The organism is Stappia sp. (assembly GCF_965276915.1).
Lineage (GTDB): Bacteria > Pseudomonadota > Alphaproteobacteria > Rhizobiales > Stappiaceae > Stappia.
Map to the genome: position 1 here is coordinate 3,800,146 of NZ_OZ255709.1, position 17,285 is coordinate 3,817,430.

Here is a 17,285-nt window from a genome sequence, read left to right on the forward strand (position 1 = left end):
CCCAAACGTCCGCCCGCAGCCCAAAAGGGCGCCAAGGCAAAGGGCAGCGCCGAACTCCCTGGCCGCGACGAGATCATGGCCTTTGTCGCCGCCAACCCGGCAATGGCCGGCAAGCGCGAGATCGCCCGTCATTTCGGTATCACCGGCGGCGCCCGCATCTACCTGAAGCGCCTGCTGCGCGAGATGGCCGATGACGGCCTGCTGGAAAAGCGCCAGAAGAAGCTTGCCCGCCCCGGCGACCTGCCGCCTGTGCTGGTCGTGCATGTGAGCGGCCGCGACGCGGACGGTGAACTGGTCGCCGAGCCGGCCAGCTGGGACGCGGAGGAGCACGGCGCACCGCCGAAGATCCTCGTGGTCCCCGATCGCAAGCGCTCCGAAACGCGCGCGCCGGGTCTTGGCGACCGCCTGCTGATCCGCCTGTCCTCCGACGATCCGGGCGCCGAAGCGACCCGTGCGGGACGCGTCGTCAAGCTGCTCGAGCGGCAGGCGGCAAGCGTGCTGGGCATCTTGCGGCAATCGGGACCCCGGACCTTCCTGGAGCCGATCGACCGGCGCCAGAAGGAGATGGACATCGACACGAGCGACCTCAAGGACGCCGTCGACGGCGACCTCGTCACGGTCGCCATCGCCCGGTCCGGCCGCTACGGCGCCCCCCGCGGCCGGATCGACAAGCGCATCGGCGCGATGCATTCGGAGATGGCGGTCTCCGAGATCGCACTGCACACACATGGCATCCCGCACAGCTTTCCCGACCGCGTGATCGAGGCGGCCGAGAGCGCGAAGCCGGCGGCGCTGAAGGGGCGCGAGGACTGGCGCAAGCTGCCGCTGATCACGATCGACCCGGCCGACGCCAAGGATCATGACGACGCCGTCCACGCGGAGCCCGACACCGACCCGGCCAATCCGGACGGCTATGTGGCGACCGTCGCCATCGCCGATGTCGCCTATTACGTGCGTCCCGGCGAGCCGCTTGACCGGGAAGCCCATCTGCGCGGCAATTCCGTCTATTTTCCCGATCGCGTCATCCCGATGCTGCCGGAGGCGCTGTCGAACGGCCTGTGCTCGCTCAAGGAAGGCGAGGACCGGCCGGCCCTGGCCGTGCGCATGGTCTTCGACGCCAAGGGCAGCAAGCTGCACCACAGTTTCCACCGGGTGATGATGCGCTCGGCTGTGAAACTTTCCTACCAAGAGGCCCAGGGCGCCATCGACGGCACCTCGCAAGAGGTCCCGCAGGCCGTCCTGGAGGACATTCTCAAGCCTCTCTGGGCGACCTATGCCTGCCTGAAACGCGGACGGGACGCCCGCGAGCCGCTCGATCTGGATCTTCCCGAGCGCAAGATCCGGCTGAAGCCCGACGGCACCGTCGAGGGTGTCTACACGCCCGAACGCCTCGATGCGCACAAGCTGATCGAGGAGTTCATGATCCAGGCCAACGTCGCGGCGGCGGAAACCCTGGAAAAGGCCGGCGTGCCGCTGCTGTACCGGGTGCACGATGCCTCCAGCCCGGAAAAGCTCGAGGCGCTCAAGGAGTTCCTCTCGACCCTGGGCGTCAGGCTCGCCGCCAGCGGCGGGCTGCGCCCTTCCGCCTTCAACACGATCCTGCACAAGGTCGCCGGCACGCCCGAAGCGGAACTGGTCAACCAGGTGATCCTGCGCAGCCAGGCCCAGGCCGAGTACTCGCCGCAGAATATCGGCCATTTCGGCCTCAACCTGCGCCGCTACGCGCATTTCACCTCGCCGATCCGCCGCTATGCCGACCTCATCGTCCATCGCGGCCTGATCCGCGCGCTGAAGATCGGCGATGACGGCCTTCCCGATGGTATGGAGACGAAGCTGGAGGCGATTGGCGCCGATGTGTCGAGCGCGGAGCGTCGCGCCATGCTGGCCGAGCGCGACACCGTCGACCGACTGATCGCGCTGTGGCTCGCCGACCAGGTTGGCGCCCGCTTCACCGGCCGCATCTCCGGCGTCGTCAAGTCCGGCCTGTTCGTGCGGCTCGACGATACCGGCGCCGACGGCTTCGTGCCCGCCTCGACCATCGGCGACGACTATTATCATTACGACGAATCGTCGCATTCGATGAGCGGCAAAACCACAGGCGAAACCTTCGCTTTGGGCGACCGCGTCGAGGTACGACTGGTCGAAGCGGCCCCCTATGCCGGTGCGCTGCGGTTTGAACTTTTGAGCGAAGGTCACTATCACAAGCGAAAGAGTGCGCGCGAGCGCACGATCTCGCGCAACCGCAAGCACGCACGCGGCGGTGGCGCCGGCCGAACCGGGAAACCCGGCGGCCCCCCGAAAGGACGGCGCAAATGACTGTGACCTACGCTGGTACCGCCGGCATCGGTGGCCCCGCCACCCCTGCTTCCGTGGCCGCGAAGCCCCGACGCGATGTCGCCCGCGCGATGCTGCTCGGCGCCAAGGGACTTTGCCCCAACTGCGGCACCGGCCGTCTTTACGGCAAGTACCTCAAGGTGGAGCCGGTCTGCGCGTCCTGCGGCGAGGAACTTCACCACCACCGCGCCGACGATGCCCCGCCCTATTGCACGATCTTCGTCGTCGGGCATGTGGTGCTGCCGATCGCGCTGGCCGTCGAGGTGATGATGGTGCCCCCCATGTGGGTCCATTTCGTGCTCTGGCTGCCGCTCATCGTGGCGATGACGCTGTTCTGCCTGCCGCCGATCAAGGGCGCGCTGATCGGCCTGCAATGGGCCAACTACATGCACGGGTTCGATCCCAACGCGATCGGCGACGACGAGCCGGGCATCGATTTCGGCGGCGATGGCAAACCCGCATGAGCGAGAATCTCGTGCAACGCCTCTCCCAGGCCGAGCGCCACATGAACAACCCGAACCTGCGGCCGAAGGATGCGGCGACACTGCTGGTTCTCGATCGCAGCGGCGGCGGCAGCCCGCGCGTCCTGATGGGTCGCCGGCACATGCGCCACCGCTTCATGCCGGGCATGTTCGTCTTTCCCGGCGGCCGGGTCGATCCGGCCGACAGTCGCATACCGGTGACGGGCAGCTATCATCCGGAAGTGGCGCGCAAGCTCACCCATGCCATGAAGGCTCCCAGGACCGAGGCGCGCGCGCGTGCCTTCACGGTGGCGGCGGTTCGCGAGACCTATGAGGAAGCCGGCCTGCTGGTCGGCACCCCCAGCGATCTTGCCTGGCAGGGCAAGGACGACATGGCCGCCTTCTCGGAACGCCGCCTGCTGCCCGACCTGACGCCGATCCGCCTGATCGCCAGGGCCATCACTCCGCCCCGCCGGCCGCGGCGCTTCGACACCCGCTTCCTCGCCGTATTCGCCGACGCCATCGCCGACCGCCTGCCCTCCGGCACCGGCCCGTCCGGCGAGCTGGAAGACGTCCACTGGTTGTCGCTGGACGATGCAAAGGCCTTGGAGCTGCCGACCATCACGCTGACGATTATCGAGGAATTGCAGGCGCGCCTGGCCGTCGATCCGGATCTCGACCCGGCGACTCCGGTGCCCTATTACTACTGGCGCGGCTCGGGATTCGTCCGCGAGGAAATCTGACGCCGAATGCCTGCGGCAGGCCCGCGATCCTGCTTGACTTTGGGCGCGCGAAACGTATGGTGCGCGCTCAGTTTCCAAAGAATACCCGGTGGAGCGTCTTCTCCGAATCTTACGGAGCCTCCGACGTACGGCCGGACACCAGTGCAAGGACAAGAACGATGGCCAAGGCGAACACCATCAAGATCAAGCTGCTGTCGACCGCCGACACCGGCTTCTTCTATGTGACGAAGAAGAATTCCCGCACGATGACCGAGAAGATGGTCAAGCGGAAGTACGATCCGGTCGCAAAGAAGCATGTCGAGTTCCGCGAAGCCAAGATCAAGTAAGATCCGGGCTTTCCGCAGGCGACAGAGACAGAGGCTCCTTCGGGAGCCTTTTTCGATTCTGCTCGCCCGTACGGCCGGGAACCGACGCGGCGCCGAAGCCCGCGTGAGCGGCAGGCAACCGGGCATGGCCGGACTGCCGAATGCGGCACCCGATAGTATCGGATTTTCTGGAGGAAAGAGGCGATCGGCGTCCCTGCCGGGCTTACACGAGGAGGCCACTCCAACCCGCGGGACGCCGATCAAACCCACGGTGTCAGGAGATGCGGCGGACCTGAACCTTCCGTGGGAAACTGCCCGGATTGGCCACTGCTGCGGCGCGCTTCCGGGTCGGACGCCGATGTTCCAGTGCGAAACACCACCGTTCTTTCAACGGCAGACTACCCAAAGCTCCTTTCGAATCAATAGACCGGAGCGTTTTGTTAAGAATTTATTTTCCTTTTATGTAAATGAATTCGGTTAACGGTCCGAACGCGCAACATTCTTGCTCAAGCACCGTGATTTCCTTGCCTGAATCCTCCATGCCCTTCGGCATCAGCCGTGCCCGGCCACGCGTCTGGCGGAGCCTCCGCCGGCGTCCTGCCGACGCGCCGCACGCAGGAACAACCGCTCTGGCCTTTTCGCCCGTTCCGGCCTTCGCCGCAGTGCCGGCCCGCTGCCATTGCGCTCCCCGCCGCACTGCCTTTAAACAGGGCCTGTCCTGTCCCGCCCCGGCCGGCCGGCCGGCCCTGCCTTTTCACGCTCATTCAGTTTCATGGATTTCGACAATGAAGCCCTGGATTTGTGTTGTCTCCGTCGTTCTTGGCGCATTTCTTCTCGCCGGCTGCGAGACGGTTTCCAAGGAACAATGCGTCGCCGGCGACTGGTCGGAACTGGGGCGTGCCGATGCCGCGCAGGGGCATCCCTCCTCCCGTTTCGAGGATGTCGCCAAGGATTGCGGCCGCCACGGCATCACCCCGGACCCGCAGGCCTATCTGGCCGGCTGGAACTCGGGCGTCCTGCTGTATTGCACGCCGATGAACGGGTTCCGTCTCGGCCGCCAGAACCGGCGGGTTTCTCCCATCTGCCCGCCCCATCTCGCCGGCGAAGTGGACGGCGCGCACAGGCTCGGCACGCGGATCTGGGTGGCGCGCGACCGTGTCGAGCGGCTTGAACGGCGCATTGCCGATCGTGACCGGCAGATCGACCGGCTTCGTTCGGATCTCGACAGGCTCGACTGTCGCAGCCTCAAGGGTGACGAGCGGGCCGGGTGCCGCGACCGGCGCAACGACCTGCGCCAGAAAGTGCAGGATGCCCGCTTCGACCTGCAGGACGCCCGTTTCGAGCTGAACGACCGGCGGCGCGACTACGAGCTGACACTGGCACGGGTCGACCGCGACGCCGCCCGCACGATCCCCGGATACGTGCCGCAATAGGGATCTCCTGGCCGGGCCCCTCGCCTTCCGGCCCTGGCCTCCTCCGGCAGTCGGACGCCGGCCTATCCGGTCAGGGCGGCCCTGCCGGACCCGGCATGTGTCTCCGGCGGCTGCGGGGCCACGGTCTTGCGGTCCCGCGCCACCTTGTTGCGCCCGGCGCCCTTGGCCTCGTACAGCGCCTGGTCGGCCCTTTTGATCATCGCGTCGCCATTGTCGTCCCGGCCCGCGAACCCGGCGACGCCGATGCTGACCGTGACCAGCATCTCGTCCTGCGAGGGCAGCGCGAAGGCTTCCGCCTCGATCAGCTTGCGCAGGCGCTCGGCAACGCCTTCCGCCGTGTCCAGCGTGGTTTCCGGCATCAGGATGACAAATTCCTCGCCCCCGTAGCGGCAGGCCATGTCCAGGCTGCGTGTGTGCGCCCGCAAGCGCCGCGCCACCTCGCGGATCACCCTGTCGCCGGCATCGTGCCCGTGAAGATCGTTAATGCGCTTGAAGTGGTCGATATCGATGACCAGCACCGACAGCGGCAGCTCCGCCTCGCGCGCCTGCCTCACCAGGCTGACAAGGTGGGTCTCCAGATAGCGTCGATTGCGCAGGCCCGTGAGCGGGTCGGTGATCGCCATCGCGATGGTCTGCTCCACATCCGCCGCCAGCCGGTCGTTGCCCCGTTTGCGGCTGATCTGCGACCGTACCCGCAGCAGCAACTCCGTCCGCTCGACCGGGCGCAGGACATAGTCGTTGACGCCGAGTTCCAGCGCCCGCGTCGTGCGGGCGGTATCGTCGGGATCGGCAATAAGAACGATCGGCACCAGCCGCGTGCGCTCCAGCGCGCGAAGCTGCGACACGAGCCGCAGGGCGTCGTAGGAGGCAAGGCCGAGATTGATCAGGATCGTGTCATAGGGCTTTTCCGCCGCCGCGATCAGTCCCTGCGGCGCCGTGCCCTCTATGTCGACGGCGCAGTCGCGTCCCAGCGCCTCCACCAGCCGTGAACTGGAGGTCGGCCGGTCGTCGACAAGCAGCAGCCGCGCCTCTTCCTCCCCCGAAGGATCGAAGGGCGTCGTCAGGCCGAGCTGCGAGCCTGTCTGGGCCCTCAGCCGCAACTCGTCGGTGACACGTTTCAGCGCCACCAGGTTCTTCACCCGTGCCACCAGCGCCACATCGTTGACGGGCTTGGTCAGGAATTCGTCGGCCCCGGCACGCAGGCCCTGGATCCGGTCATCGGTCCGGTCCAGCGCGGTGATCAGGATGACGGGGATATGAGCGCTGCGCGGGTCGGACTTGATGCGACGGCAGACCTCGAAGCCGTCGAGCCCCGGCATCATCACGTCGAGCAGGACGATGTCGCACGGCCAGGAGGCGATCAGCGCGAGCGCCTCCTCGCCATTGGCGGCGGAACGGACATCGAAATACTCCGCGCCAAGCCGGGCTTCCAGAAGCCTTACATTCGCCTTGACGTCGTCGACAACGAGTATGCGCCCGCTCATGCCTCCGCCTGTTGGTCAGTCGCCCAGATAGGAACGAACGGTTTCGAGAAACTTCGCGACCGAGATCGGCTTGGAGATATAGGCCTCGCAGCCCCCCTGCCGGATTCGTTCCTCATCGCCCTTCATCGCGAAAGCGGTGACGGCGATGACGGGAATGGTCTTGAGGTCGTCGTCTTCCTTGATCCATTTCGTGACCTCGAGGCCCGACACTTCCGGCAACTGGATATCCATCAGGATCAGTTGCGGGCGATGTTCGCGCGCAAGCTCCAGCGCCTCCATGCCCGTGCGGGTCTGGAGCGTCTGGTAGCCATGTGCTTCCAGGAGGTCATGAAACAGCTTCATGTTGAGTTCGTTGTCCTCAACAATCAGCACGGTCTTAGCCATAATACTCGCCTTCGTCCCCGCGCCCGGGCCACCTGCGGCTCACGTGCCGGGCGAAGATGCGCCGGCATGGCGAGAGCGTGACTGGCGTCGGCCCCTTTCCCACGATAGGTACCATATATCGTAGACGTAATTCGTTTCGGAAAGGCAAACGCAAATGACGGCGCGGCACCCGACCCGTTTTGGCGCGGATGAAGCGGAGGCGCTCGCAACCGACGCCCTCGGCTATCTCGCTGCGGACCTTGAACATCTCGGCCGTTTCCTGGCGCTCGCGGGCATCGGCCCGGCGGAATTGCGCGACGCGGCCAGGGAGCCCGGCTTCCTCGTCGGCGTGCTGGAATTCTACATGGCGCACGAATCGCTGCTGCTTGCCTTCTGCGAGGCACGCGGTTTGCGCCCGACATCCATCGCCACGGCCCGCTATGCGCTGGATGGCGGAGCGGAAGGTCCGCTGGAATGAGCCAGCCGACCCCGGTCCTGCCCCGGACGCTGGCCCAGATCCGCGAGCACGAGAGGCGTCATCCGGCGGATCCGGAGCGCGCCCTCGTCATCTGCGATGTCGACGAGGTCGTGCTGCATTTCCTTGCGCCTTTCGAGGTGCATCTCGGCGAACAGGGATTCGCCTTCCTGTCGCATGAGTACAAGCTCACAGGCAATATCGCCGACACCGCCGGCCGGTTGCTCGACGGACCCGCCGTGCGCGCCTTGATCCAGGGCTTTTTCGACGACTGGGCACCCCGACAGGAGCCGGTCGAGGGTGCGGCCGAGGCGCTGCGGTCCCTGTCCGACAGGGCCGACATCGTCTTTCTGACAAATCTTCCCGGCGACTGGAACCGGGAACCGCGCATCTCCAACCTTGCCGGTCACGGCATGAAGTACCCGCTGCTCACCAATTCCGGCCCCAAGGGCGGCGCGGTCGCCGCCCTGGCAGCGGGCCGCCGGGCACCGGTGATCTTTATCGACGACAGCGCCACCAACATTCTCTCCGTGCGCAACAGTCATGCCATGAGCACGCTTGTCCATTTCATCGCGGACCGACGCTTCTTCACCGGCGCCGGCGAGATCGACGGCGTCGCGCTGAAGACCCATGACTGGCGCGACGCGGGAGCTTATATTCGCAACCGGATCGGCGCCTGACGGCAGGCGCCAGGGCGAAAGGTGCGGGCATGACCGGCACGGTCGGGCGTGGTGCGAAAGCGGCGGACGGAGGCGGCGGCACGGCCCGGGCGCCCGTGCTCTGCCGCGACTGCGGATCGCGCGCACCGGCCCCCGCGCGCGCCGGGCGCCCGCGCTGCGCCGCCTGTGGCAGCCCCCGTGTGCTCTCCCATCCCGAACTCGACAATCTCGTCATCGCCCATATCGACTGCGACGCCTTCTATGCCTCCGTCGAAAAGCGCGACAACCCCGACCTTCTCGACAAGCCGGTGATCATCGGCGGCGGAACCCGGGGCGTCGTCTCGACCTGCTGCTACATTGCCCGGATCCACGGCGTGCGGTCCGCCATGCCGATGTTCAAGGCGCGCGAGGCCTGCCCCGAGGCGATCGTCATCAAGCCGGACATGGCCAAATATGTCGGGGTCGGCCGCGAGATCCGCGAGCGCATGCGCGCACTGACCCCGCTGGTGGAGCCGCTGTCGATCGACGAGGCGTTTCTCGACATGACCGGTACCGAGCGCCTGCACCATGCACCGCCGGTAGAGATCCTTGCCCGCCTTGCCCGAGAAATCGAACGTGACATCGGCGTCACCGTGTCCATCGGGCTTGCTCCCAACAAGTTCCTCGCCAAGATCGCCTCCGACCTCGACAAGCCGCGCGGCTTCTCGGTGATCGGCGCGCAGGAGGCCTCGCAATTTCTGGCCAGGCAGCCGATCGGCCTGATCTGGGGCGTCGGGCGGGTCTTCCAGGAAAAGCTCGCCGCCGACGGGCTGAAAACCATCGGCCAGCTTCAGGAGATGGACGCGACGACCCTCGCCCGGCGTTACGGCGCCATGGGCCTGCGTCTTGCAAGCCTTGCCTGGGGCCGGGACGATCGCCGCGTTTCGCCGGACCGGGAGACCAAGAGCGTTTCCAGCGAAACCACCTTCAACACCGACATTTCCGACCCTGAGAAGCTGCGTGCCATCCTTCGCCGCCTCAGCGAGGAAGTGTCCGCACGCCTCAAGGCCGCCGAATTGTCCGGCCGCACCGTCACGCTGAAACTCCGGACCGGGGACTTCAAGACCGTAACGCGCTCGCGCAGCCTCGGCGATCCGACCCAGCTGGCCGACCGCATCTTCCGCACCGGCGACGAGTTGCTGCGCACTGTGGCGGACGGGCGGCGTTTTCGCCTGATCGGCATCGGTGTATCGGAACTTGCCGGCGCGGCGCAGGCCGATCCCGACGATCTCGTCGATCCGGCCGCCGGCCAGCGCGCCAAAGCGGAGCGGGCGATCGATGCCCTGCGCTCGAAATTCGGCAAGCAGGCGGTGGAACTCGGCCTCGCGCGATCCGGCGACCCGCGCCGCCAGCGCGACGGCTGAAAGGCTCGGCGTTTACAGCCGGCCGATCTTTATCTAATGGTAGCAAAAAGGCGCATCACAACCAGTTTTGAGTGCATGCCGGCATGAATAATAAAACTCGATTCTACCTGTATATTTTTCTGGAAATCTCGTTGGTGGCGGGGCTGTGCGCCCTGATTGTTAGTGAAACCGGCCCTCGGACAGCTTGCCGCTATATCTACGTGGACGCGATAGCACAAGATCTTGTCTTCGTTTCGATCTATGTCGTTATCGCCGGAATTCTGATTGTTCCGGCCTTTGATTTCACTAGAAACCTGATTTCGCGCCCTCCAGGAACACCCTCCCAGCGCATAACTCCGGCGATGACTCTTGTTTTTATATTGTCGAATTTCACAAAGACAATACTTCTATTCGCAGTTATTTATTACTATTTTGGAATAGTCGACACTTCAGCCCAAGAAGACACAGTCGATATCGGTTTCTCCGATACGCTTTATTTTTCGATTGTCACCTTCACCACGCTCGGATACGGCGACTTCAAACCTTGCGAGCATATCCGCCTGTTCGCGGGCCTTGAGGCCTTCATCGGCACGTTCATGCTGCCCTTCGCCAGCGGCATCATCATAGGCTCTATGCTTCAGGCACCCGGTCCCGAGCAAGCGGCCTCGACCACCTCTCGGCAAGATCCGCCAAGGACCAGGCAACCGACGCGTCCAGCAACCAGATATCTTCCATATAGATTTCGCCTGAGGCGGAAACGGCGGAACTCACAAGCAACGGAAGATCGTCCGGACCAGGCACCTCCTTTGGAATGACCCGGATTTCGACAATCTCGAAATCCGCCAGTTTCCTCAGTTCGGCCGGCTGGAAAACCGCATCGCCGTCGTCCTGCCACACCCCGACGAAATCCAGTTCGCCGCCACGCAGCACACCGTCGCCATCCGCATCGAGTTCCGCGATCTTGACGAAGCCGTTCTCGTAGCCGCCAGCCGTGCCGAACAGATTGTTGCCAGTGGGCTGGCCGGTTCCGTCGAAATTGCGCATGTCGAGCAGAAAGCCGTCGCCCTCGCCGTCAAGCCATTCGACCGACTGTTTCTCGCCATCGCCGTCAAGGTCGAACAGGACATTGAAAAGCGGAACGAAGAGGTTGTAGGGCTTCAGCCGCGAGGTACCCAGGCCGGTAATGCCGATGCGTCCGTCGTCATTGAGATCGATGGCAATCGGGCACCCGTTGGCTTGTGCCGTGTAATAGGGTCCCGCGACAACAAGGGTCAGCCCAAGCGCCGCGGTAACTCCGATCGTGCTTTTGAGCGTCGAGTACACGGCGATGCCTTTCTGCCGGCGCGCGCCTCAGTCCTTGCAGGGCGTCGCGTCGATTGGCGTCAGTTCCACCAGGTTGCCGCGCAGCTCGAAGTCGCCATAGTCGAGAAGCAGCCTGCGGCTGATGCCGTTCTCGTAGAGCAGGAAGCTGAGCTGGTAGATCGGCGTGCGTTCTCCGGTATGGTCGCCCGAGCCGTCGAAATAGGAGATCGTCACGGGCCAGTGCCGGTGCCCGCCGATCGTCTCGACCGCCTTCGGGTCGTCCTTTTCCGCGGCCCCCGGCCCGTCGCGCTTGAGCCCGATCACCGCCGTGGTCTCGTAGATCTTCTGCCCGGAATCCGAGCCGTCGAAGATATCTGCGACGAAGATCGGCTTGCCGTTGCTGGCATTCTCGATCAGCCGGGTCAGGTGCTCGGTCGGGAACAGGGCGTTGCCGGGCAGCGTCACTTCCTCCGCCGCCGGCTTCTTCAGGTCCAGCGCGATGGCGGAGCTCTTGTGCTCCGCCCGTCCGTGCGTCTCCTCGCTGAGCTTCTGGTTGACGAAGGTCTTGGAAACGAACTGGAACGCCTTGCCGGCCGGCTCCTCGAAGGAACTCGTCTGGAGATCGGTGACCCGGACGTTGCCGCCCTCGTCGGAGACCTGCGTCACAAAGCGGAACGACACGCTGTAGCCTTCGCAGGGACCGCCGGTGAACTCGTAGACCATGCGCCCGCGAACGCCGGAAACACCGGCTGCCTGGGACGTGTCGGCAAGCGCCAGGTCATAGACCGCCCTGTGCGGCTGCAGCGCCCCGCTTGCGCCAGCCGGCACGACACCCGCGCCGAGGACAACAGTCGTCGCCGCCACCGTGGCGATCGCCAGCGCCCGCCCCTTGCCAATATGAACCATCAAGCACGTCTCCTTCGAACACTCGCGAAACAGTCTTGCCCATCCTGCGCCGCGCCACCAGCCCCATTCGCAGGCGGCAAACCGTCAGCGCGCGGGATCGTCCACGCGTTTCTGTTCCCTCGCCCGGCGCGCCGGCTTGAAGCAGCACGGGAATTGCGCCAATGTCGCGGCCGCAGTCGCAAAGGAGGACACGGATGTCGGGTAAGATTGAGGCACGCATTGCCGAACTGGGCGTAACGCTTCCGCAGGCGGCCGCGCCGGCGGCCAATTACGTGCCCTTCGTGCGCACGGGCAACCAGCTCTTCGTCTCCGGGCAGATTCCGATGGGCGCGAGCGGCATCGAATACCAGGGCAAGCTTGGCGCCGGGGTCTCCGTCGAGGACGGCCAGGCTGCAGCGCGCCTTTGCGCGATCAACCTTCTGGCCCAGGCAAAGGCCGCCCTCGGCGACCTCGACAAGGTCGTCCGCCTCGTCAAGATCGTCGGCTTCGTCAATTCCGCGCCCGATTTCGGCGACCAGCCGAAGGTGATGAACGGCGCGTCCGACTTCCTCGTGGAAGCGCTCGGCGATGCCGGTCGCCATGCCCGCTCCGCCGTCGGCGTCGCGGGTCTTCCCTTCGGCGTCGCCGTCGAGGTCGAAGGTATCTTCGAAGTCGAATGACACTATCCGGGCGGGCGGGCGGATCATGCGTGACATTTCCTGGCTGACCACCCGCCCGATCGCCCATCGCGGCTATCATGACGCGGCGAAGGGCTGCATAGAGAACAGCCCTTCGGCCGTCTCGGCTGCGGTGGAGAAGTCCTTCTCCATCGAGGTCGACCTCCAGCAAAGCGCCGATGACGTCCCCGTCGTTTTCCACGACGACACGCTGGACAGGCTCACCTTCGAGACCGGTCCGGTCCGCGCCAGAACCGCCGACGAGCTCTCCCGCGTCATGATGCGCGGCACCGACGACCGGCTCTGGCGGCTGGACGATCTCCTGGCACTCGTCGACGGCAGGGTCGGGCTCTGCATCGAGATCAAGTCGCGTTTCGGCCGCACCCCCGAGCGCGCCTTCGTCAAGGCGATCGCCGAAAGCCTTGCCCGCTATGACGGGCCCGTCGCGGTGAAGTCCTTCGATCCGGAAATGACGGCGCTGATGCGCGAGGCAGCCCCCGACATTCCGCGCGGCGCGCTCGGCGATGGCGCGCGCGACATGAAGGAGTGGGGCCGCGCCAGCCGCATCGAGCGCTTTGCCCTGCGCCACATGCTGCACAGCCTGCGGACCCGGCCGAGCTTCGTCTCCTACTGGGTCAAGGACCTGCCGGCGCTCGCTCCCTCGATCCATCGCAAGCTGTTCGGCCTGCCGATCATCGCCTGGACGGTGCGCACGCCCGAGGATCTTGCAAGGGCCCGCGCCTTTGCCGACCAGATCGTCTTCGAGGGTTTCGATCCCGACGCGGCAACCGCCCCGCGCTGACATCCGCCTTTGCAAGGCCGGCCATCGCGCCCTAAGTTCGGAACCGGTCTTTCATTCGCGGCCCGCCGCCCCTTCCCGCGCCGGACCGCCGCAATGTCCGAGGTCTGCCCGAGTGACCGCATGCGATGACGAAACCCGCGAATTCCGCCTCAAGGCGATTGGCGGGCTCAGCGAGATCACGCGCGAGCGATGGGATGCGATGGCCAATCCCGGCTGGCGGCTTTCAGACGCCGGGGCGCCCGTCGCCGATCCTGAATCAGAATCGCAAGGCGTTGAATCAGATTCTCCGGAAACGGAATACAACCCCTTCATATCGCATGATTTTCTTTCGATCCTGGAAGAGAGCGGCTGCGTCGGACAGGCCGCCGGCTGGCTGCCCCAGCACCTGGTCCTGGAAGATCCGGACGGCGAGCCCGTCGCCGCCCTGCCCGCCTATCTGAAGTCGCACTCGATGGGCGAATATGTCTTCGACCACGCCTGGGCCGATGCCTATGAGCGCGCCGGGGGACGCTACTATCCGAAACTCCAGTGCTCGGTACCTTTCACGCCGGCAACCGGGCGTCGCTTCCTCACCTCCCGCAAGATCGATCGCGACGCCGCCATCACCGCGCTGTCCGGCGGCCTGCGCGACCTGTGCCGGCTGCGGCAGGCCTCCTCCGCCCACATCACCTTCATGACAGAGGCCGAATGGGACGTGGCGGGCGCTGAGGGCTACCTGCAACGCCTCGACCAGCAGTTTCATTGGCACAATCGCGACTACGCGGATTTCGACGGCTTTCTGGGAGACCTTGCCTCGCGCAAGCGCAAGCAGATCAGAAAGGAGCGCCGCGAAGCGCTTGGCTCCGGCATCGAGATCGAATGCTTGACCGGATCCGACATCGGCGAGCACCACTGGGACGCCTTCCACGCCTTCTACGAGGACACCGGCGCCCGCAAGTGGGGGCGCCCCTACCTCAACCGGACCTTCTTCTCGCTGCTTGGCGAGCGGCTGGGCGAACGGGTGCTCCTGGTGATGGCGCGGCGCGAGGGGCGCTATATCGCCGGGGCGCTCAACCTGATCGGCTCGCACGCCCTGTTCGGCCGCAACTGGGGCTGCCTCGAAGACCACCCCTTCCTGCATTTCGAGGTCTGCTACTACCAGGCGATCGACTTCGCCATCGCAAACGGCCTTGCCCGCGTCGAGGCGGGAGCGCAGGGCGCGCACAAGCTTGCCCGCGGCTACCTTCCGGCAGTGACCCGCTCGGCCCACTTCATCGCGCATCCGGGATTGCGTGACGCGGTCGAGGATTACCTCTCCCGCGAACGCCGCGCCGTCGAGCACGAGAGCGCGGTGATCGCCGCAGAACACACGCCCTTTCGCAAAGGGTGAAGGCCGGCCGGCAACCGATTCTTCCGACTCGCGAATTGGCCAGGGCTGAATCAGTTTCCGAACCCGCCGATCACGTCCGGCTCAGGCGGCGGCGCAAGGTCTTGATTCGATTTCTCAGCTTGAATCTGAATCAGAACTTGAACCGCACCGCCGCCTGTGCTGCCAAGAAGACTGGAACGAGACACCGCCCGCGCGGGCGCATCACGGGAGCAGAACATGCCGATAGAAGCCGTCGCCTATGACGACCAGAATGTCTTTGCGAAAATCCTGCGGGGCGAGCTTCCGGCGCACAAGGTGTACGAGGACGACAAGACCATCGTCATCATGGACATCATGCCGCGCGGCGACGGCCATGTCCTGGTCGTTCCCAAGGCACCCTCGCGCAACATTTTCGACATCGGCCATGACGACCTCTTCGCCGTCATGGCCACCGTGCAGAAGATGGCCCATGCGGTGGCCCGCGCCTTCAACGCCGACGGAACCACCATCCAGCAGTTTTCCGAAAGCGCCGGCGGCCAGGTCGTGTTCCACACGCATGTGCATGTGATCCCGCGCTTTGCCGGCGTCTCGCTGCGCCCGCATACCGGCGAGATGGCCGACCAGGCCGAGCTCGAGGCAAACGCGAAAAAGATCCGCGCCGCCCTCGCCTGAGCCTCGCCGGCCTGAGCCCCGGCAGGGCCCCGCCTAAGCGCCGCTGCCGGACCTGGCGGCGGCGGCCTCGTGCTCGGCCACGAGCCGGGCCTCGTCCTCGAAGACGCGCTGGAAGCTCGGCCGCGAGGTGATGCGCTCGGCATATTCGGTGAAGACCGGCAGGTCCGGCACGATCTTGAACATCAGCGTCCAGCGCAGGGCCGAGCCCCACTGGATGTCGGCGACGGAAATCCTGTCGCCAAGGATGTAGGGCGCCTTGCCAAGCTGCTCGGCCAGGAGATCCATCACCTGCTCATAGGTGCCATAGGGCGATTGCGGGCTCGGCTCGCGCTCGAACGCCCTGTCGACCACCGCCGGCTCGAAGGACGATCCGTAGAACACCATCCAGCGCAGATAGGCGCCACGACGCGGATCGTCGAGCCCCGGCGTCAACCCCGCCTGCGGGAAAAGGTCCGCTGCGTAAAGAGCGATGGCAATCGATTCCGTGACGATCGTTTCGCCGTGACGCAGGGCCGGAACCCGGCTGAGCGGATTGATGGCGAGGAACTCGGGAGACTTCAGCTCGCCGGCACGCATGTTGAGCACATGGAGGTCATAGGGAGCGCCAAGCTCGTCGAGCAGCACGCGGGTGGTGCTGGCGCGGCTTTGGGGGGTGTAATAGAGCGTCAGCTTGTCATCGGACATCGTCGGTTTCCTCGTCGTCTGTCGAGGGCGCGCCCTCGCGCCGTCGACGTGGGTCCTAACAGCCCCCTCCTGACAGCCTTGTGTCAGCAGTCTTCGATGGGGCGCACGCCCTAACCGATACCGAGCAGCAGCCAGCCGCCGACCAGAACGACCTCGCCGACGGCAACTCCGACCACCACCTTTTGCCGCGAGGCAAAGAAGGCGGCAAACCCGCAGACGGCCGCCCCGATCCTGAGCGCCACCGGCGCATTGTCCAGCGCTCCCGTTGGAAACAGGATCAGCTTGGCGATCACGCCGGCAACGAGCGCGGTGGCCACGCAGCGCACGAAGACCATCACCTCGCTGTCCTCGCGCATCCGGCCGCTGGCGAAAACCCCCAGCCAGCGCCAGATATCCGTGGCAAGCCAGCCGGCGACGAGGATCATCACATAGGGCCACCACCAGATATCGCCGGCGCCGGTCATGAGAACCTCCGCCATGCCCGCGTCGCGCCATAGGCGAGCGTACCCCCGACAAGTCCGGTCCACAGAAGATCGAGACCCGGCAGCAGCAGGTGGAAGAGCGGGCCGAGCGCCAGCCCGGCGATCATCGCCGCCTTGTCGGCCGCGGCGCGCGCCGCCCCCCACAGCGAGCAGACGAAATAGACCGGCGTCAGCATGAACAGCGCCCCGGCCAGCAGCACCGGCATCCGTTCGACCAGCAGATAGGCGACGCCGGTCATGCAGAAGACGAAACCGGTCAGGCCGCCGCCAAAGCCGATAAAGAACGGCAGCCGGGCCTCGCGCGGATAGTTTTCCAGATTACGCATGGCAAAGACCCAGGCCGTCACCGCAACAAAATGCGAGGCGACCAGCAGGTGCCATTTCCGGGTCTTGCCCTCGACGCGGATGATCGGCATCAGGGCCATGGTCATCGGCATCAGGCGCACGGAAGCCAGCGCCACCGCGACGGCGGCCGGCAACAGTCCCATGCCGGCCGAGATCGCCCCGGTCAGGACGACAATGCTGGGCAACGCCCAGACGAGACCCGCCATGGCCAGCGTCTCGCCGAGCGTCAGGCCGCTTTCGCGTGCCAGGCCCGCATAACCGACAAAGGCGGCTGTCAGGATCAGCGCGGGAATGGAGACCGCCGCGCGCATGCCGCGCAGGGCCCAGACATGGGCGGCAACAGCGTCGCCGCCAGCGCCTTGATCGGCAGGCTCGGAAGGATCGGGCGCGGATGAATCAGGTGCGGACGGTGGCGTCGGCATGGGCAGGGAACCGGGAGCATCGCGGTC

19 protein-coding genes and 1 pseudogene are annotated in these 17,285 nt (G+C 65.6%); 13 read left to right on the forward strand and 7 right to left on the reverse strand.

The window, feature by feature from the left end; genetic code table 11:
• Window positions 1-75 precede the first annotated feature (75 nt).
• The 5 genes from rnr (at window position 76) to ACQY46_RS17585 (ending at window position 5,276) form a co-directional block, all read left to right on the forward strand.
• Window positions 76-2,316, forward strand: coding sequence for a ribonuclease R (gene rnr, locus ACQY46_RS17565; RefSeq protein ID WP_428700518.1), 2,241 nt, complete (start codon window positions 76-78; stop codon window positions 2,314-2,316).
• On the forward strand, window positions 2,313-2,798 hold the full coding sequence (locus ACQY46_RS17570; protein ID WP_428697298.1) for a DUF983 domain-containing protein: 486 nt from the start codon (window positions 2,313-2,315) through the stop codon (window positions 2,796-2,798). The genes rnr and ACQY46_RS17570 overlap by 4 nt, the downstream gene beginning before the upstream one ends.
• Window positions 2,795-3,538 carry an NUDIX hydrolase gene (locus tag ACQY46_RS17575; RefSeq protein ID WP_428697299.1) on the forward strand — a complete coding sequence of 248 codons (744 nt, stop codon included), beginning with the start codon at window positions 2,795-2,797 and terminating at the stop codon, window positions 3,536-3,538. The genes ACQY46_RS17570 and ACQY46_RS17575 overlap by 4 nt, the downstream gene beginning before the upstream one ends.
• 158 nt (window positions 3,539-3,696) lie before the next feature.
• On the forward strand, window positions 3,697-3,864 hold the full coding sequence (rpmG, locus tag ACQY46_RS17580) for a 50S ribosomal protein L33 (RefSeq protein ID WP_306028395.1): 168 nt from the start codon (window positions 3,697-3,699) through the stop codon (window positions 3,862-3,864).
• A 764-nt stretch (window positions 3,865-4,628) separates the two neighbouring features.
• Window positions 4,629-5,276 (forward strand): DUF2799 domain-containing protein, encoded by a 648-nt coding sequence (locus tag ACQY46_RS17585; protein WP_428697300.1) that lies wholly within the window; start codon window positions 4,629-4,631, stop codon window positions 5,274-5,276.
• 62 nt (window positions 5,277-5,338) lie between these two features.
• On the opposite strand, the gene ACQY46_RS17590 is transcribed toward ACQY46_RS17585, so the two are convergent.
• Window positions 5,339-6,760, reverse strand: a complete 1,422-nt coding sequence (locus ACQY46_RS17590; protein WP_428697301.1) for a PleD family two-component system response regulator — start codon at window positions 6,758-6,760, stop codon at window positions 5,339-5,341.
• A 15-nt stretch (window positions 6,761-6,775) separates the two neighbouring features.
• Complete coding sequence (locus ACQY46_RS17595; protein WP_067216017.1) at window positions 6,776-7,144, reverse strand: response regulator; 369 nt, start codon at window positions 7,142-7,144, stop codon at window positions 6,776-6,778.
• Between the two features lie 154 nt (window positions 7,145-7,298).
• On the opposite strand from ACQY46_RS17595, the gene ACQY46_RS17600 reads away from it, so the two are divergent.
• From ACQY46_RS17600 to ACQY46_RS17615, 4 genes and pseudogenes are all read left to right on the forward strand, one after another.
• Complete coding sequence (locus ACQY46_RS17600) at window positions 7,299-7,601, forward strand: DUF3572 domain-containing protein (protein ID WP_306028390.1); 303 nt, start codon at window positions 7,299-7,301, stop codon at window positions 7,599-7,601.
• Window positions 7,598-8,278, forward strand: a complete 681-nt coding sequence (locus ACQY46_RS17605) for a hypothetical protein (protein ID WP_428697302.1) — start codon at window positions 7,598-7,600, stop codon at window positions 8,276-8,278. Before ACQY46_RS17600 ends, ACQY46_RS17605 begins: the two co-directional genes overlap by 4 nt.
• A 29-nt stretch (window positions 8,279-8,307) precedes the next feature.
• Window positions 8,308-9,660 (forward strand): DNA polymerase IV, encoded by a 1,353-nt coding sequence (locus ACQY46_RS17610; RefSeq protein WP_428697303.1) that lies wholly within the window; start codon window positions 8,308-8,310, stop codon window positions 9,658-9,660.
• 341 nt (window positions 9,661-10,001) lie between these two features.
• Window positions 10,002-10,205, forward strand: a pseudogene (locus ACQY46_RS17615) (ion channel); the annotation flags it as partial.
• Between the two features lie 64 nt (window positions 10,206-10,269).
• Here ACQY46_RS17615 and ACQY46_RS17620 read toward each other — a convergent pair.
• Both ACQY46_RS17620 and ACQY46_RS17625 read right to left on the reverse strand, forming a co-directional pair.
• Complete coding sequence (locus ACQY46_RS17620) at window positions 10,270-10,962, reverse strand: hypothetical protein (protein ID WP_428697304.1); 693 nt, start codon at window positions 10,960-10,962, stop codon at window positions 10,270-10,272.
• 27 nt (window positions 10,963-10,989) lie between these two features.
• Window positions 10,990-11,847: a cell envelope integrity EipB family protein gene (locus ACQY46_RS17625; RefSeq protein WP_428697305.1), complete on the reverse strand. Its 858-nt coding sequence runs from the start codon at window positions 11,845-11,847 to the stop codon at window positions 10,990-10,992.
• 194 nt (window positions 11,848-12,041) lie between these two features.
• Between ACQY46_RS17625 and ACQY46_RS17630 the strand changes: the two genes are divergently transcribed.
• From ACQY46_RS17630 to ACQY46_RS17645, 4 genes are all read left to right on the forward strand, one after another.
• The gene (locus ACQY46_RS17630; RefSeq protein ID WP_428697306.1) at window positions 12,042-12,506 is read left to right on the forward strand and encodes a RidA family protein; all 465 of its coding nucleotides are present in this window, start codon (window positions 12,042-12,044) and stop codon (window positions 12,504-12,506) included.
• A 25-nt stretch (window positions 12,507-12,531) separates the two neighbouring features.
• Window positions 12,532-13,305, forward strand: coding sequence for a glycerophosphodiester phosphodiesterase family protein (locus tag ACQY46_RS17635; RefSeq protein WP_428697307.1), 774 nt, complete (start codon window positions 12,532-12,534; stop codon window positions 13,303-13,305).
• 112 nt (window positions 13,306-13,417) lie between these two features.
• Window positions 13,418-14,674, forward strand: a complete 1,257-nt coding sequence (locus ACQY46_RS17640) for a GNAT family N-acetyltransferase (RefSeq protein WP_428697308.1) — start codon at window positions 13,418-13,420, stop codon at window positions 14,672-14,674.
• Between the two features lie 222 nt (window positions 14,675-14,896).
• A complete protein-coding gene (locus ACQY46_RS17645) occupies window positions 14,897-15,325 on the forward strand; it encodes an HIT family protein (protein ID WP_428700519.1) in 429 nt (142 codons plus the stop codon).
• Window positions 15,326-15,358: 33 nt separating this feature from the next.
• Here ACQY46_RS17645 and ACQY46_RS17650 read toward each other — a convergent pair whose 3' ends face one another.
• The 3 genes from ACQY46_RS17650 to ACQY46_RS17660 all read right to left on the reverse strand — a co-directional run bounded on the left by ACQY46_RS17650 (window position 15,359) and on the right by ACQY46_RS17660 (window position 17,258).
• Window positions 15,359-16,009 carry a glutathione S-transferase family protein gene (locus ACQY46_RS17650; protein WP_428697309.1) on the reverse strand — a complete coding sequence of 217 codons (651 nt, stop codon included), beginning with the start codon at window positions 16,007-16,009 and terminating at the stop codon, window positions 15,359-15,361.
• A 110-nt stretch (window positions 16,010-16,119) separates the two neighbouring features.
• Entirely contained in the window at window positions 16,120-16,473 is a 354-nt protein-coding gene (locus tag ACQY46_RS17655) for an AzlD domain-containing protein (protein WP_428697310.1), read from the reverse strand.
• On the reverse strand, window positions 16,470-17,258 hold the full coding sequence (locus ACQY46_RS17660) for an AzlC family ABC transporter permease (RefSeq protein ID WP_428697311.1): 789 nt from the start codon (window positions 17,256-17,258) through the stop codon (window positions 16,470-16,472). The genes ACQY46_RS17655 and ACQY46_RS17660 overlap by 4 nt, the downstream gene beginning before the upstream one ends.
• Window positions 17,259-17,285 lie beyond the last annotated feature (27 nt).

Coding starts and splice junctions, on each gene's coding strand:
- ACQY46_RS17625 (WP_428697305.1), bottom strand. CDS start 11,847: ATGGTTCATATTGGCAAGGGGCGGGCGCTGGCGATCGCCACGGTGGCG.
- rpmG (WP_306028395.1), top strand. CDS start 3,697: ATGGCCAAGGCGAACACCATCAAGATCAAGCTGCTGTCGACCGCCGAC.
- ACQY46_RS17605 (WP_428697302.1), top strand. CDS start 7,598: ATGAGCCAGCCGACCCCGGTCCTGCCCCGGACGCTGGCCCAGATCCGC.
- ACQY46_RS17650 (WP_428697309.1), bottom strand. CDS start 16,009: ATGTCCGATGACAAGCTGACGCTCTATTACACCCCCCAAAGCCGCGCC.
- ACQY46_RS17575 (WP_428697299.1), top strand. CDS start 2,795: ATGAGCGAGAATCTCGTGCAACGCCTCTCCCAGGCCGAGCGCCACATG.
- ACQY46_RS17655 (WP_428697310.1), bottom strand. CDS start 16,473: ATGACCGGCGCCGGCGATATCTGGTGGTGGCCCTATGTGATGATCCTC.
- ACQY46_RS17635 (WP_428697307.1), top strand. CDS start 12,532: ATGCGTGACATTTCCTGGCTGACCACCCGCCCGATCGCCCATCGCGGC.
- ACQY46_RS17570 (WP_428697298.1), top strand. CDS start 2,313: ATGACTGTGACCTACGCTGGTACCGCCGGCATCGGTGGCCCCGCCACC.
- ACQY46_RS17610 (WP_428697303.1), top strand. CDS start 8,308: ATGACCGGCACGGTCGGGCGTGGTGCGAAAGCGGCGGACGGAGGCGGC.
- ACQY46_RS17630 (WP_428697306.1), top strand. CDS start 12,042: ATGTCGGGTAAGATTGAGGCACGCATTGCCGAACTGGGCGTAACGCTT.
- ACQY46_RS17590 (WP_428697301.1), bottom strand. CDS start 6,760: ATGAGCGGGCGCATACTCGTTGTCGACGACGTCAAGGCGAATGTAAGG.
- ACQY46_RS17585 (WP_428697300.1), top strand. CDS start 4,629: ATGAAGCCCTGGATTTGTGTTGTCTCCGTCGTTCTTGGCGCATTTCTT.
- ACQY46_RS17660 (WP_428697311.1), bottom strand. CDS start 17,258: ATGCCGACGCCACCGTCCGCACCTGATTCATCCGCGCCCGATCCTTCC.
- ACQY46_RS17600 (WP_306028390.1), top strand. CDS start 7,299: ATGACGGCGCGGCACCCGACCCGTTTTGGCGCGGATGAAGCGGAGGCG.
- ACQY46_RS17595 (WP_067216017.1), bottom strand. CDS start 7,144: ATGGCTAAGACCGTGCTGATTGTTGAGGACAACGAACTCAACATGAAG.
- rnr (WP_428700518.1), top strand. CDS start 76: ATGGCCTTTGTCGCCGCCAACCCGGCAATGGCCGGCAAGCGCGAGATC.